At 69.6% G+C, this 25,294-nt stretch carries 22 protein-coding genes; 5 read left to right on the top strand and 17 right to left on the bottom strand.

Going from position 1 to position 25,294, the window contains the following annotated elements; all coding sequences use genetic code 11:
• Positions 1-11: 11 nt before the first annotated feature.
• The 14 genes from NF556_RS01605 to NF556_RS01540 form a co-directional block, all read right to left on the bottom strand.
• On the bottom strand, positions 12-1,982 hold the full coding sequence (locus tag NF556_RS01605) for a hypothetical protein (RefSeq protein WP_252593764.1): 1,971 nt from the start codon (positions 1,980-1,982) through the stop codon (positions 12-14).
• On the bottom strand, positions 1,970-2,731 hold the full coding sequence (locus NF556_RS01600; RefSeq protein WP_252593763.1) for an ABC transporter ATP-binding protein: 762 nt from the start codon (positions 2,729-2,731) through the stop codon (positions 1,970-1,972). Before NF556_RS01600 ends, NF556_RS01605 begins: the two co-directional genes overlap by 13 nt.
• A 138-nt stretch (positions 2,732-2,869) precedes the next feature.
• Positions 2,870-3,988 (bottom strand): P1 family peptidase, encoded by a 1,119-nt coding sequence (locus tag NF556_RS01595; protein ID WP_252593762.1) that lies wholly within the window; start codon positions 3,986-3,988, stop codon positions 2,870-2,872.
• A 51-nt stretch (positions 3,989-4,039) separates the two neighbouring features.
• Complete coding sequence (locus tag NF556_RS01590) at positions 4,040-5,002, bottom strand: DsbA family protein (protein ID WP_252593761.1); 963 nt, start codon at positions 5,000-5,002, stop codon at positions 4,040-4,042.
• 82 nt (positions 5,003-5,084) lie between these two features.
• Complete coding sequence (locus NF556_RS01585) at positions 5,085-5,801, bottom strand: fasciclin domain-containing protein (RefSeq protein WP_252593760.1); 717 nt, start codon at positions 5,799-5,801, stop codon at positions 5,085-5,087.
• 31 nt (positions 5,802-5,832) lie between these two features.
• Positions 5,833-7,449, bottom strand: a complete 1,617-nt coding sequence (locus tag NF556_RS01580; RefSeq protein WP_252593759.1) for a molybdopterin-dependent oxidoreductase — start codon at positions 7,447-7,449, stop codon at positions 5,833-5,835.
• A 69-nt stretch (positions 7,450-7,518) separates the two neighbouring features.
• Entirely contained in the window at positions 7,519-8,709 is a 1,191-nt protein-coding gene (locus NF556_RS01575) for a M20 family metallopeptidase (protein ID WP_252593758.1), read from the bottom strand.
• Positions 8,710-8,761: 52 nt separating this feature from the next.
• Positions 8,762-9,850: an ATP-binding cassette domain-containing protein gene (locus NF556_RS01570; protein ID WP_252593757.1), complete on the bottom strand. Its 1,089-nt coding sequence runs from the start codon at positions 9,848-9,850 to the stop codon at positions 8,762-8,764.
• Positions 9,843-10,820: an ABC transporter ATP-binding protein gene (locus NF556_RS01565; protein WP_252593756.1), complete on the bottom strand. Its 978-nt coding sequence runs from the start codon at positions 10,818-10,820 to the stop codon at positions 9,843-9,845. The genes NF556_RS01570 and NF556_RS01565 overlap by 8 nt, the downstream gene beginning before the upstream one ends.
• 185 nt (positions 10,821-11,005) lie before the next feature.
• The gene (locus NF556_RS01560; protein ID WP_252593755.1) at positions 11,006-11,824 is read right to left on the bottom strand and encodes an ABC transporter permease; all 819 of its coding nucleotides are present in this window, start codon (positions 11,822-11,824) and stop codon (positions 11,006-11,008) included.
• On the bottom strand, positions 11,821-12,771 hold the full coding sequence (locus tag NF556_RS01555) for an ABC transporter permease (RefSeq protein WP_252593754.1): 951 nt from the start codon (positions 12,769-12,771) through the stop codon (positions 11,821-11,823). Before NF556_RS01555 ends, NF556_RS01560 begins: the two co-directional genes overlap by 4 nt.
• Positions 12,772-12,786: 15 nt before the next feature.
• The gene (locus NF556_RS01550; RefSeq protein WP_252593753.1) at positions 12,787-14,358 is read right to left on the bottom strand and encodes an ABC transporter substrate-binding protein; all 1,572 of its coding nucleotides are present in this window, start codon (positions 14,356-14,358) and stop codon (positions 12,787-12,789) included.
• Between the two features lie 365 nt (positions 14,359-14,723).
• A complete protein-coding gene (locus NF556_RS01545; RefSeq protein ID WP_252593752.1) occupies positions 14,724-15,548 on the bottom strand; it encodes an ABC transporter permease in 825 nt (274 codons plus the stop codon).
• Entirely contained in the window at positions 15,545-16,444 is a 900-nt protein-coding gene (locus NF556_RS01540; protein ID WP_252593751.1) for an ABC transporter ATP-binding protein, read from the bottom strand. Before NF556_RS01540 ends, NF556_RS01545 begins: the two co-directional genes overlap by 4 nt.
• A gap of 161 nt (positions 16,445-16,605) precedes the next feature.
• Between NF556_RS01540 and NF556_RS01535 the strand changes: the two genes are divergently transcribed.
• Both NF556_RS01535 and NF556_RS01530 read left to right on the top strand, forming a co-directional pair.
• Positions 16,606-17,778: a sensor histidine kinase gene (locus NF556_RS01535; RefSeq protein ID WP_252593750.1), complete on the top strand. Its 1,173-nt coding sequence runs from the start codon at positions 16,606-16,608 to the stop codon at positions 17,776-17,778.
• Positions 17,775-18,515: a response regulator transcription factor gene (locus tag NF556_RS01530; RefSeq protein WP_252593749.1), complete on the top strand. Its 741-nt coding sequence runs from the start codon at positions 17,775-17,777 to the stop codon at positions 18,513-18,515. Before NF556_RS01535 ends, NF556_RS01530 begins: the two co-directional genes overlap by 4 nt.
• A 353-nt stretch (positions 18,516-18,868) precedes the next feature.
• On the opposite strand, the gene relB is transcribed toward NF556_RS01530, so the two are convergent.
• Positions 18,869-19,102: a type II toxin-antitoxin system RelB family antitoxin gene (gene relB, locus NF556_RS01525; protein ID WP_252593748.1), complete on the bottom strand. Its 234-nt coding sequence runs from the start codon at positions 19,100-19,102 to the stop codon at positions 18,869-18,871.
• 50 nt (positions 19,103-19,152) lie between these two features.
• Entirely contained in the window at positions 19,153-19,653 is a 501-nt protein-coding gene (locus NF556_RS01520; protein WP_252593747.1) for a MarR family winged helix-turn-helix transcriptional regulator, read from the bottom strand.
• Between the two features lie 93 nt (positions 19,654-19,746).
• On the opposite strand from NF556_RS01520, the gene NF556_RS01515 reads away from it, so the two are divergent.
• The 3 genes from NF556_RS01515 (at position 19,747) to NF556_RS01505 (ending at position 23,389) form a co-directional block, all read left to right on the top strand.
• Entirely contained in the window at positions 19,747-20,643 is an 897-nt protein-coding gene (locus NF556_RS01515; protein WP_252593746.1) for an EamA family transporter, read from the top strand.
• A complete protein-coding gene (locus tag NF556_RS01510) occupies positions 20,640-21,299 on the top strand; it encodes an NAD(P)-dependent oxidoreductase (protein ID WP_252593745.1) in 660 nt (219 codons plus the stop codon). Before NF556_RS01515 ends, NF556_RS01510 begins: the two co-directional genes overlap by 4 nt.
• 239 nt (positions 21,300-21,538) lie before the next feature.
• The gene (locus NF556_RS01505) at positions 21,539-23,389 is read left to right on the top strand and encodes an acyl-CoA dehydrogenase (RefSeq protein WP_252593744.1); all 1,851 of its coding nucleotides are present in this window, start codon (positions 21,539-21,541) and stop codon (positions 23,387-23,389) included.
• Positions 23,390-23,647: 258 nt separating this feature from the next.
• On the opposite strand, the gene NF556_RS01500 is transcribed toward NF556_RS01505, so the two are convergent.
• Entirely contained in the window at positions 23,648-25,279 is a 1,632-nt protein-coding gene (locus NF556_RS01500; protein WP_252593743.1) for an FAD/NAD(P)-binding protein, read from the bottom strand.
• Positions 25,280-25,294 lie beyond the last annotated feature (15 nt).

Below are 25,294 nucleotides of genomic sequence, written 5' to 3'. Positions count from 1 at the left end.
GAGGCGCGAGTCTACGGTGCCGGTTCCCCCGCTGGCCCCGGATCCGCCTGCTCCGCCACCCTCCGCCGCCCGCGTCGATAGATGCTGAGGGCCGCCCCCGCGAGGGCCAGGGCGAGCAGCACAAACGCGATCGCCGTGGGCCAGCGCCACGGGTCTGGCACCCACAGCGCGAGGAACCAGATCCGGGCGTCGCTGCCGGCCAGCAGGTGCCCGATGGCCACCAGTCCCTGCGGGATCAGCGTCACCGGGATCAGGGTGCACAACGCCCAGAACCATCGCTGCTCCCCCAGGGTCAGTGCGTCGTATGCCGAGGCTCGCCGCACCGCAGCCGCCTCACCGGCAACCTCCGGTCCCGTCTCGTCCAGCTCGGCCCCGTCCTCCAGGACCTCTCCGCGGAAGGCTGCCCGCACGTGGTCCATGGTGCCCGGCGCACCAGCAGCGGCCGCCCGGTGGACGGGACCACTCCGCATACGGTGCAGCAGCTCGGGACCCTTGTCTCGCAGGCGAGCGCTGGCGAGCGCCCCCAGCCCCCACGCGAGCCCGACCCCGGTCAGCAGCGCCACCGCAGCGGCCAGCCAGACCCACACGCCCGAGCCGGTCACCTGCCAGACCGTCAGCGCACCGGCGGTCGGAGCCGCGAGCCCGATCGTCAGGAAGAACGCGGCGAAGGCCGGGCCGGTCAGGTCACCCTGCTCGGCGGGCGAATAGCGGGCCTTGTGCGGGTCGGTGCCGGGGACCAGCAGCGCGATCGACAGATAGACGACAAGTCCCGCGCCGCCGCCGAGCATGGCCAGCAAGGGTGCGAGCACCCAGGGCAGCAGCTCCGGAGCGGGGTGCAGCAGATAGCCCACAACGGTCAGGGCCACACCCAGGCCGCCATAGACCACCAGCCAGGCGGTCTGCCGGCCACGCACGTCAGCCCTGGCCGAGTCGGGCGAGAGCAGCATCATCCACAGGGCGGTCCCCTCAGCGCCATAGAGGTTGCAGCCGGTGGTCACCCCCATCAGGACGAGGGTGACCCCCATGAACGGCAGGGCCGCGCCGAAGTCCAGGATCAGCGGCAGGGTGCAGGTGCCGACCGCATAGGCCAGGGACAGCACAAGGTCCTGCACGCGCAGCGGGTTGCGCACCCACCCCAGCAGCTCCTTGCGGACCACCCCGACCGACGGGGTCTGGCGGTGCAGGGGCGCGCGAACGGGCGTGATCCGCAGGGTCGCCGCCGTCACCACCCGGGTCCACAGCAGATAGAGGAGTGCTGTCAACACACCAAGCCCCGCCAGGGCCGCGACCACCAGACCCCAGTCGCCCTCCCCCGCGGCGTGCACCGCCACCAGGCCCCAGCTGCTCGGCAACACCTGCAGGGCGGTGGTGACGCCGGACGGCAGGCCCGTCTCCATCGAGATGATGATCGCGATGAGGATGACCCAACTGTGTTGCCCCAGCACGACGATGCCCGCGGTGACCGTCGAGCTGATCGCGGCGCCCAGCCGAGACTTGGACACGGCCGCAAACCAGATCGCGGCCAGCCGAGCGGCGACAATCAGCAGCGCGACGCTCAGCACCGTCGCCGGGAGGGAGACCAGCGCCGAGGCCCAGCCCCACCGGATCCCCAGGGGCACCAGCACGGCGAACGCCACCAGGACGACCTTGACCGGCAGCGACCGCCAGGCGACGACGAAGAGCCCCCGGGTCAGGTCGGCCCGGCTGATCGGGTGCAGGCGGAAATAGCGGCCGGTCAGCTCGGGACCGCCGGTGAAGCTGGGGGCCACCACCCAACCGATCAGCCACAGCCCGAGCACGAGCGCGATCAGATCCACCAGGACGGCCGTGGGCACCTGCAGGAAGGCGAGCAGCACCGTGCCTGCGGCACAACTGAATCCGACGAGGGCCCCGAGCGCGATCTGCGCGGCCTTGCCGGCGGTGCGGCGGTTGCGGTCCAGGGAGCGCCCGAGGTCGACGACCTCGTCGGTCAGGCCAGCCATGAGAGCTCGTCGTGGGTGTGATCCTGCGGCTGCCCGGCTGCCTCGATGAAGACCTCCTCGAGGGTGCCGCGCTGGCGGATCTGAGCCATCGGCTCGTCGAGCACGAGCTGGCCGGACACCAGGATCGAGACGACGTCACAGAGCGACTCGACCAGCAGCATCGAGTGGCTGGACATCACCACGGACCCGCCCGAGGCGACGAAGCTCTGCAGGATCCGGCGGATCGCGATCGCTGACAGCGGGTCGACGGCCTCAAAGGGCTCGTCGAGGACCAGCAGCCGCGGCCGGTGGATCAGCGCGACGGCGATGCCGATCTTCTTGCGCATGCCGGTCGAATAGTCCAGGACAAGGGTGCGCTCGGCCGACCCGTCGAGCTCAAGCACCCGCAGCAGGCTGTCGGCACGCGAGTCCACCTCGGCTGCGTCCAGACCGTGCAACCGACCCCAGTGTCCGAGCAGCTCACGGCCCGAAAGATATTCCGGCAGAGCGAGATTGTCCGGCAGCACACCCATCAGGCGGCGGGCCTCGTCGGGCTCGTCCCACACGTCGCGGCCAAAGACCTCGGCGGTGCCGGCGTCGGGCCGGTCCAGCCCGACGGTGCAGGCGATCAGGGTCGACTTGCCGGCTCCGTTGGGGCCGAGCAGCCCGGTGAACGTCCCCGCGTCGATGGTCAGGTCCACGTCGTCCACCGCGACCTTCGCGCCAAAGGTGCGGCGCACGCCGCGGATCGACAGGGCGGGTGTCGTCATGGCAGGCCTCTGGTCAGCTCCGGTGGTGCAGTGGACATAGGACGGCCCGACATCTTGTCCCCGGCATCGGGCCGTCCACGGTGCTGACGGTACTGACCCCTCCTCACCAGGGCAACGGATTAGCCACTGCGCAACAGGTCAGCGACGGCCGACCGCACTGGGGAAGGCGTCCAGATAGGACCTCGTGGTCCCCGCCGGTGTCTCGACCGACTCGGCAGCCAGCACCGCGCGCACGATGGCTCGGGTGACCGTGCGCGCGGCCACCGTCAGCAGCCCCTGGAAGGCCATCGGGTCGGGTGCAGGGCGCGCGCCGGTGGCCAGCGTGAACAGGGTGTCGCCGTCAAACATCGTGTGCACCGGGTCGATCGCGCGAGCCATCCCGTCGTGACCGATCCCGGCGACCTTCGCGGCCTGCGCTTTGGTCAGGGTCGCGTCGGTGGCGATCACCCCGATCGTGGTGGCCAGCACCTTGGGCGTCAGACCGACCCGGTCGGTGGTGGCCCGCTCGCGGGCGGTCACCAACTCCTGGGGGTCCGGACGACCCAGACCGTATGCCGCCCGCTCACCCAGCACATCAAGGTCACCGTCGAGCAGGGCCCGGGCACCAACCAACTCACCGGTGCGCAGGTCCACCACGTGGCCACCGGGGTTGGCGATCACCAGGGCCGCCACCGTGGTGCCGTCCGGCAGGACCGCACTCGCCGAGCCGACCCCGCCCTTGAGTCCACCGCACTCGGCGCCGGTCCCGGCGCCCACGCACCCCAGTGCCGGCCCCTCGCTGGAGGCCGCCTCGCAGGCGGCGACTCCGAAGGAGGCGTCCGGGGTCGCGGTGAACGTCCCGCCGCGGTTGAGGTCGAAGATCACTGCCCCCGGGACGATGGGGACCACCTGCTCAGGGTCAGGTCCGCAGGGGAAGCCGCACCCCGCGGCATACAGGTGCCGCATCACGCCGTCCGCCGCGGCGAGGCCGAAGGCGCTCCCCCCGCTCAGGGTGATCGCGTGCACCCGGTCGACCTGGTTGCGGGGGTCGAGCAGGTCGGTCTCGCGGGTGCCCGGCCCCCCGCCGCGCACGTCGACCCCGCCGACGGCACCCTCCGGCGGCGCCAGCACCACGGTCGTGCCGGTCAGCCAGCCGTCACCGCGGCGATCGTGGTGTCCCACACGGATCCCCGGCACGTCGACGATCGAGTTGGTCGGTCCCGGACTCACCTGCGGGTCCAGGGCCCAGGAACTGTCCACCGGCGTCTGCTCAGTCATGCGCTTCAGCGTAGGCGGTACCAGCGGGGCACCTCGGGCAGGTGTTGGCGACTACTCAGTGACGGCGACCAGCTCCTGCTCGATGGCCTGACGGAAGACCTGCTCGGGCTGGGCTCCGACCAGCGCGACGGTGTTGACCAGGAAGGTCGGGGTGGAGCGGACCCCGAGCGACTCGCCCTGCTCCTGGTCTGCCTGCATCGCCTCGCGCAGCTCGGGCGAGTCTAGGTCGGCCTCAAACTTCTCGAGGTCGGGAATGTCGATCTCCTCGGCAAAGCCGAGCAGCTTCTCGCGAGGCATGTCCGGGTGGCCGCTGTCCGGGGCGGCGGCGAAGATCGCGTCGTGATATTCCCAGTACATCCCCTGCTCACCCGCCGCCCGGGCCGCGAGCGCCGTTGCCTCGGACTCCTCGCCGAACAGGATCCGGTCACGGAACTCGAGCCGGACCGTGCCGTCGTCGATCAGGTCCTGCAGGGCGGGTTGCACATCCCGCCCCCAGGAGGCACAGAACGGGCAGCGATAGTCGGCGAACTCCATGATCACGACGGGTGCGTCGACGTCGCCCTTGGCCATCGGGTCCTCGGCGTCGCGGCGCGGCAGGTCGAGCAGGAACTGCTTCTGCTCCTCGGTGACCGTCGGCTCGGCCGCGGACTCGGTGGGCTGCGGGGCCTCCGACGTCTGCTCGCTCTCGGCGGCGGGGGCCTCGGGGGCGGCGCCGTCGTCGGCTCCCCCGTCGTCGGCGGCCCCATCCTCCGCAGCCTCGTCGCCGGCCTCCCGGTCGGCTCCCTCGTCGCTCCCGGCCCCTTGCGCGGAGCCGGGGCCGGCATCCGCGGGCTCATCACCCTGCGTCATCGCGGTGTAGATCAGGAAGCCGCCGACGAGCGCGACAACGATGGTGGCGACCGCCCACATGATGCTGGGGGTGTTGCTCTTGGGCTGACCGGACTGCGGGATGGGGGCGATCGGTGCGCTGGGTTGGTCGTTCCCCGGAGGCACCTGCCCCGAAGGTGTGCTCACCGCCTCACTCTAGCCATCGGGGGACGCCCGCACGGCGGCGCCCCGGTCCGCGACAGTCTCGGACCGGGGCGACCACTGCGACTCACATCTGCGGCATCAGGACCGCGTCGATGAGATAGACCGTGGCGTTCTCCGTCTGCACACCACCGCAGATGACGTTGGCGTCGTTGACCATCAACTCATCGCCCTCACCCGTCACCTCGACTGTGTCGCCCTGGACGGTCGTCAGCGAGCCGACGACCTCCTCCGGAGACAACTGCCCCGGCACGACGTGGTAGGTCAGAACAGTGGAGAGCAGGTCTGCGTCCTCACCGAGGGTGGCCAGCGTCTCCTCGTCCACGGCGGCGAAGGCGTCGTCGACCGGAGCAAACACGGTGAACTCGTCACCGTTGAGCGTGTCCACCAGGTCCACGTCCGGGTTGAGGTCGCCAGAGACTGCAGCCGTCAGCGTGGTCAGCAACGGGTTGTTGCTCGCTGCCACCGCCACCGGGTCCTGGGCCATGCCCTCGACCGACCCGGCACCGTCCGGGACCTGCTCGGCATAGCCGGCGCAGCCCGGTCCGACCAGGTCGCCGGTCGGTGCGGCCATCTCCTGCGAGGTGGCCATCGAGTCGTCCTCGGTCATCTCTTCCTCCGCGGTCTCTTCCTCCGCCGTCATGTCCTCCGCGGTCTCCTCCTCCGCAGGCATGTTCTGGGTCGTGCCGTCCTCGGCAGCCGGCTCATCGCTCTCACCGCCGCACGCCGACAGGGTCAACGTGGCGGCTGCAGCCAGCGCGATCAGGGTCTTGTTGGTGCGCATGGTGTGGTCCTTTCAATGGGGGTGGTCCGGCTCAGGTGACGGTGACCGTCACGCTGTGCCATCCGGTCGACCCGTCGGGTGCCACCGGCACCCGCTGGGACGTTTGTGTCTCGCCGGTGCGGTCCGTCGCGCGGACCTCCAGGCGGTGTGTGCCGGGCTCTGCCGGCCAGTCCCAGCGCCAGGGGCGCCAGGTGACAGTCGAGTCCTCCTCGGCCAGCTCGGCCTGTTGCCAGTCGCCGCCGTCCACTCGGACCTCCACGGCGTCGATGCCGTGGGGCTGCGCCCAGGCGACGCCGGCAACGACGCGCCGGCCGGAGTCGAGACGCTCGAAGGAACCGGGGACGTCGATGCGGGAGGATAGTTTGATGGGTGCTCGTTCGGCATAACCGCGGCTGGTCCAGTAGGCCGAGAAGTCAGCGAACCGGGTGACCTTGAGGTCCACCAGCCACTTGGTCGCGGACACATAGCCGTAGAGACCGGGGGTCACCATCCGCACGGGGAAGCCGTGCTCCAGTGGGAGCGGCTCCCCGTTCATGCCGATGGCGACGAGGGCCTCCCGATCATCGGTCAGCGCTTCCAGTGGCGTGCCGGCGGTGAAGCCGTCGGCGCTGGTCGACTTCACCGCGTCAGCGTGCTGTTGCACCCCGGCCTCTGCCAGGAGCTCGCGCATGGGCACGCCGATCCAGGTGGCGTTGTCGACCAGGTCGCCCCCCACCGGGTTGGAGACGCAGGTCAGCGTGATGCGCCGCTCCACCAGTCGCCGGTCGAGCAGGTCCGAAAAGGTGAGCTCGAGTGGGTGGTCGACCAGCCCGTGGATGCGCAGCCGATAGCCCTCGAGCGGGACGTCGGGGACGGTCAGGGCGGTGTCCACGCGATAGAAGTCAGCGTTCGAGGTCAGGTGGGGTGTCAGACCCGGGAGCTCAAAGGAGACGCCGTCCGGGACCGGCACAGCAGGGACGGCCGGGGCCGGCAGTCGAAGCGCGTCTCGCGAGGCGACGGCCGCGGCGCCGCCGGTCTCGACGACCACGCCACCGGCAGCCCCCACGGCCGCCAGCGCTCCAGCGGCCTGCAGGAACCGCCGACGATCGAAGTCGGAGGTGGCCTCCAGGTCCGTGTCATCGCTGCGCAGCACCCGCGTGCGGGTCGTCGCTGCTCCTGCGCGTGATCTGAGTCCCCCAACCGGGACTGCCGGTCGACCAGTGCCCACGGCATCAAGCAGCCACCACAGGCCGCCGAGGCCCACAACGGCGAGCACCGTCGCCGTCAGCCCCTGGCCGACAGGTCCCGCGGTCGAGGCTCGATCGGTGAACATCGCCGCCGAGGCCAGCACGACGAGTCCGGCCAGCAGGGCCAGGGCGGTGCCGCGACGACGGACGCCGATCAGGCCAGTGGCCCCAGCCAGCAGAGCAACCGTGAGCAGCACGCCGCCGACCAGCACCGCCTTGTCGGCGGCGCCGAAGGTCTCGATGGCCCAGTCCTTGACCGGTTGCGGAGTCCAGTCGATGGCCCGGTTGCCCACCGCTGTCACCGGCGGGGTGACACCGGGCAGGAGGGCAGCTGTTCCGTGGGCTGCCAGCACCCCGGCGGTCGCAGCGACCAGTCCGGAGACCGCGCCGAGGGCGCGGGTGCTGGCGGTTGGGGTGCTCACACCAGGTCTTCGGAGCGACCGCCGCCCCGGATTGGTTCAGTGTGTGGCTGTCCGCCGCCGCTCAGGCGCTCAGGCGCTCAGGAAACGCCTCGCAGTCTCGGCATAGACCGAGGCGGCCTCGATGATCGCTGACACCTCGACATACTCGTCTGCCTGGTGCGCGATCCACTTGCCCCCCGGGCCATAGACCACCGTCGGGATCTCGGCGTCGCGGGTCAGGATCGTGCCGTCCGTCGCCCCGGGCACGCCGCCATAGACGGCCGGGGTGCCGGTCACCGCCTCGTGGGCCTCGGCGAGCGCCACGATCATCGGGTGGCTGACGGGGGTGTCCACGGCGGGCCGGTCGTCGACGACCTCCACGGTCGCGGTGACACCGGCCGGCTCACCACAGGCCCCGGCCAGCTCGGTGATCCAGCCGTTGAGCTCGACGTGGTCGACGCCAGGTGTGGTCCGGATGTCCAGGCACACCACGGCCCGCGCGGGGATGACGTTGATCTGGTCGGTGTCCCCGCCGATCACGACGGTCGGGGTCACGAAGTTCGGCCCGAGGTGCTCGTGCTCCCCGTGGTCGGCGAGCAGCCGGGCCTGCACCTCGGGCACCCGGCGCACGAACTCGGCGGCCACCGGCACCGGGTTGCGCGCGTGCTGCGGCATCGCACCGTGGGCCATCGCCCCCTCAAAGTGCACCAGCAACCGCACGGCGCCCTTGGAGACCGCGCAGATCTCGCCCTCCTCGGGCTCGCAGCAGATCGCGCCGTCGATCTCGGCTGCCAGGGGCGTGCGGGCAAAGGCCTTGGCGCCGAGCATCAGGCCCTCCTCGTCGACGAGGGCGCCGAGCACGATCCTGCCCGGGAAAGGGCCGGCGTCGACCACGGCCTTGGTCGCATAGATCATGGCGGCGACGCCCGCCTTCATGTCCGCGCTGCCGCGACCGCGCAACTGGCCGTCGACGATGTCGCCGGCATAGGGATCAAAGCTCCAGGCCTCGAGGTCGCCCTCGGTCACCACGTCGGTGTGCCCCTCGAACATCAGCGTCGGGCCGGGACCACCACCGCCCTCGATGACGGCCACCACGTTCGGCCTGCCAGGGGCGATCTCGGTGACCTGCGGGTCCCACCCGAGCTCACGCATCCGCTCCTCGACGAGGCGGGCCGCCGGCGCCTCCGCGGTGCCGGCACCGGGGTCGTTGACCGACCTGATCCGCACCAGCTCCTGGGTGAACGACACCACGGCGTCCTCATCGATCCGCACCTCAGCCACAGCACTCTCCCTCGTCAACAGCACCTGACACGCTCACGGCACCGACCCAACCTCAGCCAATGGTGCCGCCCTGGTCCTCGTGCCGATCGTGCCGCACGTCCTCGGCGCGCACACCGGCACCCCCGGGCAGGCCAGCATCGGCCCGCGCGCCCTCCTCTGCCAGGGCCTCCGCGCTGACATCGTCCCCAGCTCCGGAGCCGGCGAGCGCCGCCCTGGTCCGTTCGGCCAACTGTGCCGCGGAGGCACCGGCCAGCGCCTCGGACAGCCGCGGCACGGAGGCGAGCAACTGCTGGGTGTAGGGGTGCTGCGGGTCCTCATGGAGCTGCTCGGTCGCGCCGACTTCCACGATCTCTCCGGCCCGCATCACCGCCACCCGGTCGCACACGTGCCGCACCACGGACAGGTCGTGCGAGACAAACACCAGGGTCAGGTCGAAGCCGTCGACCACCTCGTCGATGAGGTTGAGCACCTGCGCCCGCACGGAGACGTCGAGGGCGCTGACCGGCTCATCCGCGATCAGGATGTGCGGGTCGGGAGCCAGGGCGCGCGCCACCGAGATCCGTTGCCGCTGACCGCCGCTGAACTGGTGCGGGAAGCGCCGCGCGGCGTCCGTGGACATCCCGACCCGTTCCAACAGCTCGTTGACCTTGTCGCCCCGCGGGAGGCGCTGCGCGGCAAGTGGTTCGGCGATGATCTCCCGGATGCGCATGCGCGGGTCCAGCGAGCTCATCGGGTCCTGGAAGACGAGTTGGAGACGGCGTCGCAGCCAGCCGAGTTTGCGCGCGGAGCTCGCGTGGATCGGCTGGCCCTCGATGTGGATCTCGCCGGAGGTCGGGCGGTCCAGCCCGCTGATCATCTTCAGCAGCGTGGACTTGCCCGAGCCGGACTCACCGACCAACCCGAACCGCTCACCCGCCCGTATGTCGAGGCTCACGTCCCGCACCGCCTGCACCACGGTCGGGGTGCCGGTGAGCGAGGTCCTCGGGCGGCGGAACTCCCGGTTGACGCCGCGCAGACTGATCGCCACCTCCCCCTCACGACCGAGCGCGCCGTGTTGTCCATTTTCACCCCCACCGAGCGCGCCGTGTTGTCCATTTTCACCCCCACCGAGCGCACGGTGTGGCGTGCTGTCTTCACTCATGGGTCTCACCCCCGACCGGGTGGAAGCACGCATAACCGGAGGCCCGCTCGCCGGCCTCGTGGTCGCCGCGGGGTGTCCACTTCGGCAGGCTCTCGCAGGCCTCCGTGGCGAAGTCACACCGGTTTCGGAAGACGCATCCGTCGGGGAAGTTCCCGGCGGGTGGAACGTTGCCCCGGATCGTGTCGAGCGGTTGCCGCTGCTCTCCCCGCGCCCGCTCGAGGTCCGAGGCGGCGACGAGTCCCTGGGTATAGCGGTGCTGAGGGTTGCCCAGCACCTCGGTGACTGGCCCGGCCTCAACAACGCGTCCGCCATACATGACCAGCACCCGCTCGCAGACGGTCGCAACGACGGCCAGGTCGTGGGTGATGAAGAGCATCGCGGCGTCACGCTCCTCGACGCCGCGGACGATGAGGTCGAGCACGAGCGCCTGGACCGTGACGTCCAACGCAGTCGTCGGCTCGTCGCAGACCAGCAGGAGTGGGTCGTTGGCGAGTGCGATGGCGGCGACCACCCGCTGTCTCTGCCCGCCGGAGAGCTGGTGTGGATAGGACCTGGCGACCGATGCGGGGTCGGGCAGACCGACCCGCTCAAGCAGTTCGACCGCAGTTCGCCGCGCCGTCCGCCGGTCAGCCGTGCCGTGCTGGGTCATCACCTCGGCGACCTGGCGACCGACCCGCATGGTCGGGTTCAGCGCGGTCATCGGCTCCTGAAAGATCATCGCCATGTCGTTCCCGCGGATGTGACTCAGGCGACCCTCCGAGGCGGTGAGCAGGTCACGATCGTGTCCCGCGAGGCGGACCTCACCCTCGGCCTGCAGGCCCTCGGACAGCAGGCCCATCACGGCGAGCGCGGTGAGCGACTTGCCCGAGCCCGACTCACCGATCAGGCCAACTCGCTCACCCCGGTTGATGGAGAAGGTGACGTCGTGCAGGAGCTGGGTGGACCCCGCGTGCACGTCGAGGCCGGCCACGGTCAAGACCGTCTCGGCGCCACCCGACGCGCTCGGTGGGGTCGAAACACCACCACCCGACGCGCTCGGTGGGGTCGAAACACCACCACCCGACGCGCTCGGTGGGGTCGAAACACCACCACCCGACGCGCTCGGTGGGGTGGAAAAGTCACCATCCGACGCGCTCGGTCGGGAGAGGGGGGTGCTCATCGGCCCTCCAACTTCGGGTCGAGATAGTCGCGCAGGCCGTCGCCGAGCAGGTTGAAGCCGAGGATGGCCAGGGCGATCGCGGCACCGGGGATGATCGCCAGGTGCGGAGAGCGGTGCAGCACGTTCTGGCTCTCCAGAAGCATCCGCCCCCATGAGGGCTCACCGGTCGGGGTGCCCAGGCCCAGATAGGACAGCGCGGCCTCTGCCAGGATCGCGATCGCGAAGGACACTGAGGCCTGCACGATCACCAGACCCGCCACGTTGGGCAGCACGTGCTTCCACGCGATCGCGAGCGGACCGTGACCGGCGACGCGGGAGGCCGAGACATACTCGGTGTTGATCACCTGCAGGGCACCCGAGCGCACGATCCGGGCAAACGCTGGGATCGTGGCGATGCCGATCGCCACCATCGCCACCGTGGTGCCCCCGCCATAGAGCGCGGAGAACATGATCGCCAGCAGCAGCGCCGGGAAGGCCAACAGGATGTCGTTGCCCCGCATGATCAACTGGCCAAACCCGCCGGGAGACATCGCAGCCAATATGCCGAGGGGCACCCCGATCACGGCAGCGACACCCACCGCGACGACCCCGACAAACAACGTGGTGCGGGCGCCCAGCAGGATCTGAGTGAGCACGTCACGGGCCGAGCGGTCGGTGCCCAGCCAGTGCTCGGCGTTGGGCGTCTGCTCCTTGGGGACGGGGAGGAACTTGAACTCATAGGGCGTCCACACATAAGAGACCAGCGCCATCGTCACGACGAACAGCACCAGCACCCCGCCGATGACCAGTGGCGCATTGATCCGCCGCCCACTCATCGTGCACCAGTCCTGAGCCGAGGGTCGATCGCCAGATACAACGCATCGACCAGGAAGTTAATGATCAGCACGGCAGCCACCAGCACCATGACGATGGTCTGCACCGTGATCAGCTCGCGGGAGGCCACCGAGTCGAGCAGGAAGGACCCGAGTCCGGGGATCACGAAGACCCGCTCGACCACCACCGCGCCGATCAGCAGCGTCGCCAACTGCAGGCCCAGAACAGTCACGATCGGGACGGCGGCATTGCGCAGGCCGTGCCGGGTGAGCGCCTGCATCGGGCGCAGCCCCTTGGCCCGGGCTGTGCGCAGATAGTCCTCCCGCAGCACCTCGAGCACGGCGGTGCGCACATAGCGGGCCAGCACCGAGGCCTGGACCATGGCGAGCGAGATCGCCGGCAGCGCCAGCCGGCTCAGGAAGCCAAGCGGGTCCTCGGCCGGCGGCACCCAGCCACCGGAGGGAAACCACTGCCACCGCTTGGCGAAATAGGTGATCAGGATGATGCCGGCCAGGAACGCGGGGATCGCGACGCCGATCTGCGAGATCGCCGACAGGACCACGCCATCGAGGTGGCGGTGGCGCACCGCCATCCAGGTGCCCACGGGCAGGGCGATCAGCAGCGCGAGCAGCATCGCGGTGATCACCAGCCACCCGGTCACCGCGAGCCGATCCACCAACTGGGGAGCGATCTGTGCCTTGCTCACCCACTCCACGCCCAGGTCGAGCGTGACCATCCCACGCAACCAGTCCGCATACTGCACGAAGACCGGACGGTCCAGACCAAACTGCTCCCGCAGCTCGGCCACCGAATCATCCGAGGAGTTCATGCCCAGCGCCACGCGCGCCGGGTCGCCCGGCAGCACCTGCATGAACGCAAAGACCAGCACTGATGCCACCAGCAGGCTGGCCAGCAGCACCAGGAAGCGTTGCGCCAGACGCAGCAGCACGGGGTCAGGCTCGGGTCACTCGCCGGCGAGCTGCGAGAGGTCGAAGGACTCGGTGATCGCGTTCTCCGGCAGCCCGGTGATGCCCGGGTCGGCCACGATGAGGTTGGGCAGCAGGAACAGGAAGTCGGACGCGGCGTCCTCGGAGACCAGCTTGGCGGCCTCCTTCATCTTCTCGATCTGCACCTCCTCGGTGCCGGCGTCGGCCTCATCGAGCAGGGTGCGCAGCTCGGGTGTGCCATAGCGGATGTAGTAGTCCGGGTTGCCCAGAACAGCCTTGAGGTCGCGCGGCTCAACGTGGGAGACGATCGACATCTCATAGTCGGCATTGGTGAAGACGTCCTCGATCCACGCGGCCGGGAACTCCAGGTCGTCGATGGTGACCGCAAAACCGGCCTCCTCGAGCATGCTCTCCACAATCGGTGCGCAAGCCGTCGCATACGGCAGCGTCGGGATCCGCAGCCGGACCTCGGCACCCTCGGCGCCGGCCTCGGCCAGCAGGGCCTTGGCTGCCTCGACGTCGTAGGGATAGTCGCCGGTGCGGTCCTCATACCAGGGGTCGGTCGGCGGGACCATGCTGCCGATAAGCGTCCCGCGCCCGTCCCAGCAGGTGTCCAGCAGCGCCTGGTGGTTGATGGCGTGGCGGGCGGCCTGGCGGACCCGCAGGTCGTTGAACGGCTCGGTCTCGTTGTTGAAGGACAGCACGACCTCGCCGTTGGTCGTGCCCTCGATGATCTGGTAGTCGCCGCCCTCGAACTCACTGAGCGCCTCGGGGGCCTGAACGGTGCCGACGACGTCGATGCTGTCGGTGAGCATCGCGTTGTTGAGGGCGTTGGCGTCGCTGAAGTAGGCGAGCTCGACCTGGTCGAAGTAGGGCTCCTCGCCCCAGTAGTCGCTGTTGCGCTGCAGCGTGATGGAGGAGCCGCGGTTCCACTCCCCGAAGGTGTAGGGCCCGGTCCCGATCGGGCGCGTGGCCAGCTCGTCGACGCTGTTGGAGTCGAAGATCGCCCCGACCCGGGTGGTCAGGGAGTAGAGGAAGGAGTTGCTCGGGCTGGCCAGCGTGATGACCACCTCGGTGTCGCTGGTGGCCTCGATTGACTCGATGATGTCGAACTGGCTCTTCAGGCTGACCGTCCAGTCGTTCTGCACGGCCTCGAAGGAGCTGACCACGTCCTCGGCGGTGAAGGTCTCGCCGTTGCTGAAGGTGACACCCTGCTCGAGGGTGAAGGTATAGGTCTTGCCGTCCTCGCTGACCTCCCACGCCGAGGCGAGCGCGGGCACGATCTCACCGGACTGGTCGACCTTGACCAGGGACTCGTAGACGTTGTAGAGCAGCACCTGCGGGATCGCGGCACCGTCGGTGGTCGTGAAGTCCAGGCTCGCGGGCTCGGCGACCAGGCCGATGCGGACCGCGTCGTCACCCGGGGCGGCAGTGCCGCCGGTGCCCCCGGTGCTGTCACCGTTGTCGGCGTCGCCGGTGGCGTTGTTCTCGCCGTCGGTCGGGTCGTCGCTGGTGGAGCCGGCGTTGCAGGCGGTCAACAGGAAGGTGGCCGACAGCGCGGCGGCCAGCACCCGGGAGCGTGACGTCATGGTTGGAGCCTTCCTGGAGTGCCTGCACCTCGGGGGCGGCGCAGGTCAAGCAGTGATCCAGGCCAACTCTGCCGCATCCGGCGCGTCCGTGCCCAGCCGGGGCGCCAACCGATACGCACTCGTTATCCACTGCACAGCAACCACCCAGCCGTATGCCGAGGGGCCGGCTTCCCTGGTGAGTGCAGTTAGCGACCCTCCCGGGGCGGTAACTGCACTCACGAGCAGCAAGTCTGGGCACTGACACTGGGGCCAGACACAGAAACGTCAGCGGAGCCTGCCCCCAGGCTCCGCTGACGTCCCCTTTTCCCCGGATGGGTGGGCGCCTACCGTCGGGTCACCGTGACCCCTCGGTGGCTACGCGCAGGTCACTTGACCTCGCGGCGCAGCACGCGCCACACCCCGATGGTCAGCGGGACTCCAACCCACAGCACCACCGATACGGCGAGCTGTGCCCACTGCTCGCCAGTCATTGCCACCCCTGAGGTCAGGGGCGAGCTCGTCATGGTCAGATCGATCCACTCGTAGGGCGTCTGCAGCCAGCTGACCAGGTTCATCAGCGGCAGCAGCGTCGGGAGGGCGAAGAACGCCACGATCGCCGCGGGAGTGTTGAGCAGCGCCAGACCGAAGGCCAGACCCTGCATCACATAGAGGAGCATCATCAGCGTGATGCCACCGATCAGCCAACCGTCGATGGCCCACGGCGTCTCTGCACCGCGCAGGTCACCGAGCAGCCGGCCGACAGCGCCCAGGATGAGCGTCGCGACGACGGCTCCGAGACCGATCAGCAGGGTGCTGGCGACCTTGGCCCAGATCACCCGGCCGCGGCGCGGCTCCAGGGTGAAGGTGGTCATCGCGGTGCGCTGGCTCCACTCCTGCGTGGCCGACAGGATGCCGAGCACCGGCAGGAAGATGCCGAGCGGGACCCCCGCCGCCGCGAGATAGGTGCCGTAGTCGTGGTCACCCTGACCGACGAACAGCATGATCGTCATCGTGACGACGATGACCAGCCCGAGGATGATCAGGAACCAGCGGCCGGCCAGCGTGTCGATCTGCTTGCGCGTCTCGACCCGGACCAACCGGCCAAAGCTGACCGGCTTGATCGGGGTGTCGATGGTCGGCAGGCGGAACCCGCCGCGCGGGGGCGCCACGTGGGGAGCCCCGGACTCGGTGTTCACGGTCGTCGTGCTCATGCTGCCGTCTCCTGTCGTGCGTCGTCGGAGGTGAGTGTCAGGAACATCTCCTCCAGGCCCTGGCTGTCAGCGCCACGCAGCTCCACCAGCGCGATGCCGGCCTCTGCTGCGACCTGACCGACCGCGGCCGTCTCGGCCTCGACCTGCAGGCCACCGTTGGGCAGGACGAGGACGTCCAGGCCCTTGCCTGACAACACGCGGTGCAGCGTCTCGTCGTCGGCGCTGCGCACCAGGCAGCCGGAGGGGCGCAACAGCTCCTCCTTGGTGCCCGAGGCGACGATCTTGCCGCGGCCGATCACCACGATGTCGTCGGCGATCCGCTCGATCTCGTGCAGCAGGTGGGAGGAGAGCAGCACGGTCCCGCCCTCAGCGGCAAAGGTGCCGAGCAGGTCACGCATCCAGCGGATGCCTGCCGGGTCCAGACCATTGGCGGGCTCATCGAGGATCAGGACCTTGGGGTCACCGAGCAGCGCGTTGGCCAGGCCGAGGCGCTGCCGCATGCCGAGGGAGTAGTTGCGGATGCGCCGCTTGGACTCCTTGGCCGTCAGTCCGACGACCTCCAGCATCTGGTCGACGCGCTTCTCGCCGACGCCGAGCGTCATGGCGCCCAGGCTCAGCACCTCACGGCCGGTCCGGCCGGCGTGCTGGGCGGAGGCGTCGAGGAGCACGCCCACGTGCCGCCCCGGGTTCTGCAGTGCTTCGTAGGGCGTGCCGAGCACCGTGGCGCTGCCTCGGGTCGCCGGGGTGAGCCCGGTCATCACGCGCATGGTGGTGGACTTGCCCGCCCCGTTGGGACCGAGGAACCCGGTCACCCGTCCTGCCTCGGCAGTGAACGTCACATCGTCCACGGCGGTGAAGTCCCCGTATGTCTTCACGAGGTTCTCTACCTGAATCATGCTTCTATCTTGCGGGACCACCGACCCCCGGCACATCCGTCCAGAGGCTGGACCTGCGTCATACCTTGGTATGCCGTCACTCACCCGGTCGCAGACCTTTGACTGCTCCGGTGGTCCCCCGCACGACCTATGGTCGGGGTGTGCGACCTGGACAACCACCGATGACGCGCTGGGGGGAGACCTGGCGCATCCTGCTGGCGGTGCTGGCTGGTGCGATCCTCTGGGTCTCGTCCTGGGCCGCAATCGACCTGGAGGGGCGCGTCGGGCCCGAGTGGTGGCTGTTCGCGGTCGACCCGATCATCGGACTGCTCTCCCTGGTGGTCATGCACTTCCGTCGGCGTTGGCCGGTGATCGTCACCGTGGTCCTGATCCTGATGTCGACTGTCGCAACAACTGCGGCCGGCACTGTCCTGATCGCCATGATCTCACTGTCCACGTGGCGGCGCTGGCGGGCGCTGGCCCTGATCACGCCGCTCTATCTGGCGACCTCGTTCGTGTGGGACTTCATGTTCCGTGTGCCGGGAGGCCAGAGCTGGGTCACGACGGCCACCAACGTCACGTTCCAGGTGCTGGTGCTGATCGCAGCGATCGCGGTCGGCTATTCGATCGGTGCCCGCCGCGACAATCTCGCCGCGCTCCGGGAGCGGGCCGAGGTCGCCGAGCGGGAGCAGGGCCGCCGCGTCGAGCAGGCCCGGGCGACCGAGCGGGCGCGGATCGCACGAGAGATGCACGACGTGCTGGCCCACCGGATCAGCCTGATCGCGATGAACGCCGGGGTCCTCAGCTATCGCCAGGACCTGCCTCCGGAGCAGATGCGCGAGATCGCCGGCACGGTGCGCGACAACGCCGACCAGGCGGTGCAGGAGTTGCGCACCGTGCTCGGGGTGCTGCGCGGCAGCGACGAGCCCGACCAGCCGCGCGGCCCCCAGCCCGACCTGGTCCAGCTGTCCACCCTCTTCGACGAGGTCCGCGCCGGCGGCACCCCCGTGGTGACCACGCTGCGGGTCGACCCCTCCAGCGTCCCCGAGACGATCAGCCGGCACGCCTATCGGATCATCCAGGAGGGCCTGACCAATGCCCGCAAGCACGCCAAGGGCCAGCCCGTCACCGTCTCTCTCTCCGGCGGAGCAGGCGTCGGCCTGGACCTGACCATCGTCAACCAGCCCGCGTCCTACGGCGAGGAGCCGCAACACGACGGGGTCCGGGAGAGCGGGTCGGGCATGGGACTGCTCGGGCTGGCCGAGCGCGCCGTGCTCAGTGGCGGCCAACTGAGCTACGGCACCGACCGGTCCGGGCGCTTCGTCGTGCGCGCCTGGTTACCGTGGACCACGTGAGCACCACTCCTGAGCCGAGCTCCACCGGCACCATCTCGGTCGTCCTGGTCGACGACGACGCCCTCGTCCGCACCGGTCTGGGCCTCATCCTCGGCGGCGCGCCCGACCTCGAGGTGATCGGGGAGGCCAATGACGGCCGCGCCGGGGTCGACCTCGTCGAGCAGGTCAAGCCCGACGTGGTGCTCATGGACATCCGGATGCCGGTGCTGGACGGACTCGCAGCAACGGCTGAACTGCTGGCCAGCGAGGACCCGCCGAAGGTGATCGTGCTGACCACTTTCGACACTGACGACATGGTCCTGGAGGCGCTGCGCATCGGCGCCCATGGGTTCCTGCTCAAGAGCACCCGTCCGGAGCGCTTGGTGGAGGCCGTGCGCCGCGCGGTGCTCGACGGCGAGCCGAGCCTGTCACCCTCGGTGACCCAGCAGCTGATCGCCCGCGTCGCCGGCGGGGGCCTGCAGACTCAGGACGCGGGAGCTGAGACGCGGCGCAAGCGGGCCGAGGAGCTGCTCGACAACCTGACCGACCGCGAGCGCGAGGTGGCGGTCGCCATCGGCCAGGGCTGGTCCAACGCCCAGATCGCCAGCACCCTCTATATGGGCCTGCCCACCGTCAAGGCGCACGTCTCGCGCGTCCTGGTCAAACTCGGCGCCGGCAACCGGACCCAGATTGCCCTGATCGTCCACGACGCCGGCCTCACCGACCCCGACCCCGACCCCGACCCCTCCCCCTCCTGACCGAGCGCGTGAGCACCCGATCCCACAACCCACCGAGCGCGTGAGCACCCGATTCCACAGCCCACCGAGCGCGTGAGCACCCGATCCCACAACCCACCGACCGCGCCACCCCGGCCTGCGTGTCGCGCACCGTGCCAACATCGTTGCGGCGTGTCCCGTGCTGGAGCCCCAGTGTGGCAACGCCGATCCCGCACCAGGTCCGAGTCCGTGGCCCCCGAGCGCGCCGGGCAGGACAGCGATAGACCTCACGCCGGTGTGCTGCCTTCACCACAACCGCCTGATCCGTTTCTCCTGCGCCCGGTCGAGCTTCTCGAGCTCCTTGAGTGCGTTCGGCATGTACCGGTCCTGGAAGGTCATCGACCGAGGCTGTCCCAGTCCACGTCCTCGTGCGGGATCGAGTCCTCGTCAGAGGCGTAGAACTCCTCCTGCGCATCCTTGAGCAAGTAATGGTCCTCCAGGTCGATCAGACCTCGCTCAATAAACTCGGCCACGTAGTGCGACCGGGATCGGCCGGTCCGGGCCGCCAGCAGGTCAAGCCGGTCATAGAGCGATGCCTCGACGCTGGTGTTGAGTTGCCTCGTTGCCATCGTGGTCACCTCCACATACGAATCTCTACGTAAATATAGAAGCAGGCCCATCAGTCGCGGGCGATGTCACCTGAGCCAGCGAGCAGTTTCTCCAGGAGCCCGGCCAGTCGCTCCTGCTCGGCTCCGGTGAGCGGAGCCAGGAGCTCGCGCTCATTCTCCACGTGCCCCGTGACGACCCGATCCACTAGCTCCAGCCCCTCATCGGTCAGCGAGACCAGCACGCTGCGCCGGTTGTCCGGATCCATCTTTCGCTCGATCAGCCCCTTGGCCTCAAGCCCCGCCAACCGGTTGGTCATCGCCGCCTGGGAGCGCATCGTGGAGTCCGCGAGCGCGCCCGGTGTCAGCGTGAAGGGGCTCCCCGAGCGCCGCAGGGTGGCCAGCACGTCAAACTGTCCCTGCTGCAGTCCGTGCTCGACGAAATAGGTCTGGATCCCCCGCGACATCAACTCCGAACCCCGAGCGAGGCGACCGATGACGCCCATCGGGGTGACATCGAGGTCGGGCCGCTCAGCGGCCCACTGCGCCAGGAAGTCGCTCACCCGGTCCGCCATGACATTTCCCTTCCACGTCAAACAATTTGACGCCACTCTACCCGTCTCGTAGATTGAACGGCCTCAAACACTTTGACGTCGAATAGAGACACGATGAGCACGACCCAACGAGTCCGCGGAGCCGCCACCACCCTGTCGACGGCCCTGGCACCGATCGTCTGGGGCACCACCTATGTGGTGACCACGCTCTTCCTCCCGCCGGACCACCCGCTCTGGTCCGGCGCTCTGCGCGCCCTGCCCGCCGGCCTCATCGCCGTGGCCCTGGCGCGCCACCTGCCGCGGGGCTCGTGGTGGTGGAAGGCCCTCGTGCTCGGCACGCTCAACATCGGAGCCTTCTTCCCGCTCCTGTTCCTTGCGGCCTATCTCCTGCCCGGTGGCGTCGCCGCGATCTTCGGAGCGGCGGGCCCACTGTTCGTCGCCGTCCTGGCCGTCCCACTGCTGGGCGAGCGGGCCACGCGATGGCGCCTGGGCTGGGGCGTCCTGGCCGTGGGCGGCGTGGCACTGATCGTCCTCGGCCCCGGCGCTGCCCTCAGCCCCACGGGTGTCCTTGCGGGAGTGGCGAGCACGGCCTCCATGGCGCTCGGCACGGTGCTGTCCAAACGCTGGGGTCGCCCGGTGGGACCAGTGGCGTATGCCGGGTGGCAGCTCAGCGCAGGAGGTCTGGTCATCCTCCCGGTCGCCTTCCTCCTCGAGGGACCGCCTCCGGAGCTCGACGGCTCGGCCATCGCCGGTTATGCCTGGCTCAGCCTGGTCGGGGCGCTGCTCGCCTACACCCTGTGGTTCCGCGGGGTCGGGTACCTGCCGGCCGGAGCGGTCGCCTTCTTGCCCGTCCTCTCTCCTCTCGTCGCGGCCCTGCTCGGCTGGGTCGTGCTCAGCGAAGCCCTCTCACCGGTGCAGCTGGCCGGCTTCGTCCTCGCGCTGGTCGCCGTGTCCAGCGCCCAACGGCAGGGCCCGCAGGTCCTGCGTCGACACCAGGAGGTCAGCACATGAAGATTCTTGTCATCGGGGCAAGCGGTGCCTGCGGGCGCCGCGTCGCGACAGAAGCCGAGGCACGTGGCCACACCGTGACGCGAGCCAGCCGCACCCGCCGAGGTGGACGCCACCTGTCCGACACGGGCCGCGAGACCCTGGATGCTCCCACGTGGGTGGGGCTGGACGCTGCGGAGGCCGCTGCTGTGGCGCAGGCAGCGAGAGGTCACGACGTGATCCTCGGCGCGACCCGGCCAGCACGTGGCCACGAGGACGACGTCCCGGCTGCCACGGCAGGCCTGGCCAACGGCGCGAAACAGGCCGACGTGCGCCTGATCGTCATCGGCGGCGCCGGCCCCCTCCTGTTGCCGGGCTCGACATCCCGTGCGATCGACCACGAGCAGTGGGTGCCCCGGGCCTATAGCCAGGCCGCTGCCGCCAGCGTCGAGCAACTTCAGGTCCTCGAAGCGGCGGTCGACGTCGCCTGGACCTATCTCGCCCCGCCGGCCCTGTTCCAACCGGGCGAGCGGACAGGCACCTATCGGACAGGGGGCACCGAGTTGGTCATCGCCGCAGACGGCACCTCACTGATCAGCATGGAGGATTTCGCCATCGCCGCCCTCGATGAGATCGAAGCCCCCACCACCCACCAGGGGGTCCTGTCCATCGGCTCCTGAGCCGCTTGCCGCGCCGACCCGTGACGCCGGGTCGGCGCGGGTCGGCCGCGGAGCTGGCCACACTCCCTGCCGCACAGCCGCGCCCAGCCGGCGCCTCGGCATACGCCCGCTTTTTGCCTTGACCTTCTCGCGCGCGAGAGGCAGACTGTTACTAACAAGTAGGTACGCGTCGTACCGGATACTTTCGCCGCACGATCTGGCCGTGGGCAGCCACGGTGGGAGCACGAGGACTGAGGACCATGAGCCACTACAAGAGCAACGTTCGCGACCTGGAGTTCAACCTCTTCGAGGTGCTGCGCCGCCAGGAGGTGCTCGGCAAGGGTGCCTTCGGCGACTTCGACGAGGAGACCGCGCGCGACATCCTCAAGCAGGTGTCCACGCTCGCCGAGAACGAGCTCGGCGAGAGCCTGTTGGAGTCCGATCGCACGCCGCCGACCTTCGACCCGGAGACCGGTGAGGTCACGCTGCCCGAGTCCTTCATCACGTCCTTCCTGGCCTGGCGCGACGCCGAGTGGTGGCGCCTGGAGGTCAGCGAGGAGCTCGGTGGCACCCGCGGTCCCGCGTCGCTGACCTGGGCCGTCTCGGAGATGGCGCTCGGTGCGAACCCGGCCGTGAAGATGTTCTCCGCGGGCTACACCTTCGCCGAGGTGCTGCGCTCCCTCGGCAACGAGGCGCAGCAGCACCTCGCCCAGCAGATGATCGACAACCACTGGGGCGCCACGATGGTGCTCACCGAGCCGGACGCCGGCTCCGACGTGGGGGCTGGCCGCGCCAAGGCGGTCCAGGCGGAGGACGGCACCTGGCACATCAGCGGTGTGAAGCGCTTCATCACCTCCGGCGAGGCGCCCTTCTATGACAACGTGATCCACTTCGTGCTGGCCCGCCCCGAGGGCGCCGGCCCGGGCACCAAGGGCCTGTCGCTGTTCATCGTCCCGAAGTTCCACATCGGTGAGGACGGCGAGCTTGGCGAGCGCAACGGCGTCCAGGTCGCCAACATCGAGCACAAGATGGGCCTGAAGGTCTCCACGACCTGCGAGCTGCGCTTCGGCGAGGACCCGGACAACCCGGCCGTCGGCACCCTGCTCGGCGACTCGCATGACGGCATCCGCCAGATGTTCCACATCATCGAATATGCCCGGATGCTGGTGGGCACCAAGGCAATTGCGACCCTGTCGACCGGCTATCTCAACGCGCTGGAGTATGCCAAGGAGCGCGTGCAGGGCGCGGACATGACGCAGATGGCTGACAAGAGCGCACCGCGCGTGACCATCACCCACCACCCGGACGTGCGGCGCAGCCTGATGCTGCAAAAGTCGTATGCCGAGGGGTTGCGGGCGCTGATGCTGTTCACGGCGGCGCAGCAAGACACGGTGATGATCGCCGGGGACACCCCGAGCGAGGAGTCCCAGATGGCGGCCAAGTTGAACGACCTGCTGCTGCCGCTGGTCAAGGGCTGTGGCTCGGAGCGGGCCTGGGTGCTGCTGGGCACCGAGTCGCTGCAGACCTTTGGGGGCTCCGGCTTCCTGCAGGACTATCCGATCGAGCAATACATCCGTGACGCCAAGATCGACAGCCTGTATGAGGGCACCACCGCGATCCAGGGCCAGGACTTCTTCTTCCGCAAGATCGTCCGAGACCAGGGCCAGGCCCTCGGCCACCTGGCCGCACAGATGATGGAGCTGGTCAAGGGCGGCGGCGCCGACGACTTCCTGGCCACCGAGCGCGGTCTGCTGGGTCGCGCCCTGGAGGACATCCAGGGGATGGTCGAGTTCATGGTCGGGCGCGTCATGGCCTCCGACCCGCGCAACGGCGGCTCGCCCGAGGCGGTCTATTCAGTCGGCCTGTCGACCACCCGCTTCCTGCTCGCTGCCGGTGACGTCGTGATCGCCTGGCTGCTGCTGCGTCAGGCCGAGGTGGCCCAGGCCGCGCTCGATGCCGGCGCGGCTGGCGCTGACCGGGACTTCTATCTCGGCAAGGTGGCTGCTGCTCGGTTCTTCGCCCGCGACATCCTGCCGCGGGTGCACTCCGACCGCGGCATCATCACGCACGTGGACGACTCGATCATGGAGCTGCCCGAGTCCGCCTTCTGACCATTTTTGATAGAGGTCTCGTACGGTCACCCGCAACTTCGTAGAGGTTTCGTACGGCCGCCCCGCAACTTCGTAGAGGTCTCGTACGGCCGCCCCGCAGCTTCGTAGAGGTCTCGCCCGCGTGCACCCAGACCGGCGACGTCGCGGGCGTTCGAGGTGGACGACGCTGTGACCTGCAGTGACGCAAAGCGACGATTGACGTCGCCTGTTCGAATGCACGCCCGCGGCGCCCTTTCCTGGCTCCGGAGCCGGGGCGGGCTAGCGGGGCGGCAGGAGCCCCAGCACCCGTTGGGCCCAGAGGTCCACGGCTGGGTGCATGTCGCGCAGCAGCGTGTCGTTGGCGAGGACCACGTCCTCGGTCGCGCGGCCGATCAACGACAGTCCGGGCACCGGCGTGCCCTGCACATCGAGCACTTCTCCGGCACGACCCACCCGGGCACCTCGACCGTGGCGGGCTGGTGTCAGCACGCCCTCGTCGGTCATGCGCCGGAGCACGTGATTCTCCGGCAGATCGCGGATGCCCGGCGGGGGCAGCACCGCGTCGATGACCAGGTCGGGGCGCAGCTCGCGGGCCAGGCCAGCCGTGTCACCCGCACGCACCTCCACAACTCCGGCATCGATGGCCTCCAGGAGGAACTCGGCGTGCATGAGAGAGGGGCCGTAACCCAGGCGCTCGAGCTCGGCGGTCCACCGGGCAGAGTCCGGCCACCCCAGGAGTGGACCGTCGGGGTCGATCTCCTGCTGGCAGCGGGCGAGGTCGCCCTGGAGCACCCGCCAGGCCTGACCGACGGCCCACACACCGTCGGGAGGCCGCTCGTCGCGAGCGATGGCAACACCAACGCGCAACTGCCCCACCCGACCTGCTGGAGTTCGGCCTGCCGACAGGTCCTCAAGAACCGTGCGCACCTGTGCCCTTGCCTCCTCTGCAGGCAGCGATGCTGCCCCGCTGAGCAGGTGTGCGCTCAGGTCGGACAGCACCGTCGGCAGCTCGGCACCGCGGCCCGTCCGCACCAGGTCCACGGCTCGCCCGCGGAACGGACCAGTGTCGCCCGCCCGGGCGTGCAGCTCCTTGACCAGTGCTGCCGGGGTCTTGGGCATCATGAGGCGGCCGCTGCGGCTCGCCAGGATGATCCGCAGGTCGGCGTCGGCCAGCTCGAGTCCCCGGCCACGGGTCAGGGCGAGCACCGCGTCGATGCCGGTCAGCGCGGCGCCCCGCACCAGAACGGTGGCCCCTGGGCGCAACTCTGGACGGGCCAGCAGGGGCTCGACAGGGAAAACTGCCGGGTGCAGTGGTGCCAGGGTCGGGTCCCAGGTATGCCGTAGCGCACCTGGCCAGTCGGCCGCGTGCCCGGGCGTGAGGAGGACCTCGTCGAACGGCCCCTCCCCGTCCACGTGCCACTGACCTCCCCGGCCACCTGCGGTGGCGACGGTCTGTGCCTCGGCCGGCCCCTCGGCATACGGAGTCACCTGCTCCACCCGGCGCCGGTGATGGACCACCGGCGCCGCCAGCAGCGGCTCCAGCTCGGTCATCACCGTTGCGGCTTGCTCGCGGAGATAACGCCCGGTGCTCGCTCGTGAGGAATAGACACCGAGCTCGCCCGGCTCATCCGAGGGCCCGCGCCACTGCACCATCGAGGGTCCGCGGTGCCCGGCCTGCGACCAGACGTCCACCTGGTCCGCGGGCAGGTTCAGGCGCAGGAACTCCGGCTGCTCCGGGTCGTAGGTCGTGCCGGCCCCGAGCTCGCCAGGGCCGAAGACGTCGACCCGCAGGTGAGGACGAGTCGGGTTGGCGCGCAGGTGCTCGAGCAGGCGCTCCAACGCCCACAGAGCGCGGGGGCCGTTGCCCACCACGGCGATCCGGCACGGCTTGGGCGTCCCCTCGTTGGCCACCGGGTCAGCATAGGG

It is taken from the genome of Ornithinimicrobium faecis (genome assembly GCF_023923225.1).
Lineage (GTDB): Bacteria > Actinomycetota > Actinomycetes > Actinomycetales > Dermatophilaceae > Ornithinicoccus > Ornithinicoccus faecis.
The sequence above is the reverse complement of the archived record's forward strand: the minus strand, read 5'-3'. Positions and strand labels throughout refer to the sequence as shown.

Excerpts from the sequence above, each read along its gene's own strand:
- relB (WP_252593748.1), bottom strand. The coding sequence starts at position 19,102 with ATGGCAACGAGGCAACTCAACACCAGCGTCGAGGCATCGCTCTATGAC.
- NF556_RS01585 (WP_252593760.1), bottom strand. The coding sequence starts at position 5,801 with ATGCGCACCAACAAGACCCTGATCGCGCTGGCTGCAGCCGCCACGTTG.
- NF556_RS01510 (WP_252593745.1), top strand. The coding sequence starts at position 20,640 with ATGAAGATTCTTGTCATCGGGGCAAGCGGTGCCTGCGGGCGCCGCGTC.
- NF556_RS01535 (WP_252593750.1), top strand. The coding sequence starts at position 16,606 with ATGACGCGCTGGGGGGAGACCTGGCGCATCCTGCTGGCGGTGCTGGCT.
- NF556_RS01570 (WP_252593757.1), bottom strand. The coding sequence starts at position 9,850 with ATGAGTGAAGACAGCACGCCACACCGTGCGCTCGGTGGGGGTGAAAAT.
- NF556_RS01605 (WP_252593764.1), bottom strand. The coding sequence starts at position 1,982 with ATGGCTGGCCTGACCGACGAGGTCGTCGACCTCGGGCGCTCCCTGGAC.
- NF556_RS01600 (WP_252593763.1), bottom strand. The coding sequence starts at position 2,731 with ATGACGACACCCGCCCTGTCGATCCGCGGCGTGCGCCGCACCTTTGGC.
- NF556_RS01560 (WP_252593755.1), bottom strand. The coding sequence starts at position 11,824 with ATGAGTGGGCGGCGGATCAATGCGCCACTGGTCATCGGCGGGGTGCTG.
- NF556_RS01545 (WP_252593752.1), bottom strand. The coding sequence starts at position 15,548 with ATGAGCACGACGACCGTGAACACCGAGTCCGGGGCTCCCCACGTGGCG.
- NF556_RS01595 (WP_252593762.1), bottom strand. The coding sequence starts at position 3,988 with ATGACTGAGCAGACGCCGGTGGACAGTTCCTGGGCCCTGGACCCGCAG.
- NF556_RS01550 (WP_252593753.1), bottom strand. The coding sequence starts at position 14,358 with ATGACGTCACGCTCCCGGGTGCTGGCCGCCGCGCTGTCGGCCACCTTC.
- NF556_RS01515 (WP_252593746.1), top strand. The coding sequence starts at position 19,747 with ATGAGCACGACCCAACGAGTCCGCGGAGCCGCCACCACCCTGTCGACG.
- NF556_RS01540 (WP_252593751.1), bottom strand. The coding sequence starts at position 16,444 with ATGATTCAGGTAGAGAACCTCGTGAAGACATACGGGGACTTCACCGCC.
- NF556_RS01520 (WP_252593747.1), bottom strand. The coding sequence starts at position 19,653 with ATGGCGGACCGGGTGAGCGACTTCCTGGCGCAGTGGGCCGCTGAGCGG.
- NF556_RS01505 (WP_252593744.1), top strand. The coding sequence starts at position 21,539 with ATGAGCCACTACAAGAGCAACGTTCGCGACCTGGAGTTCAACCTCTTC.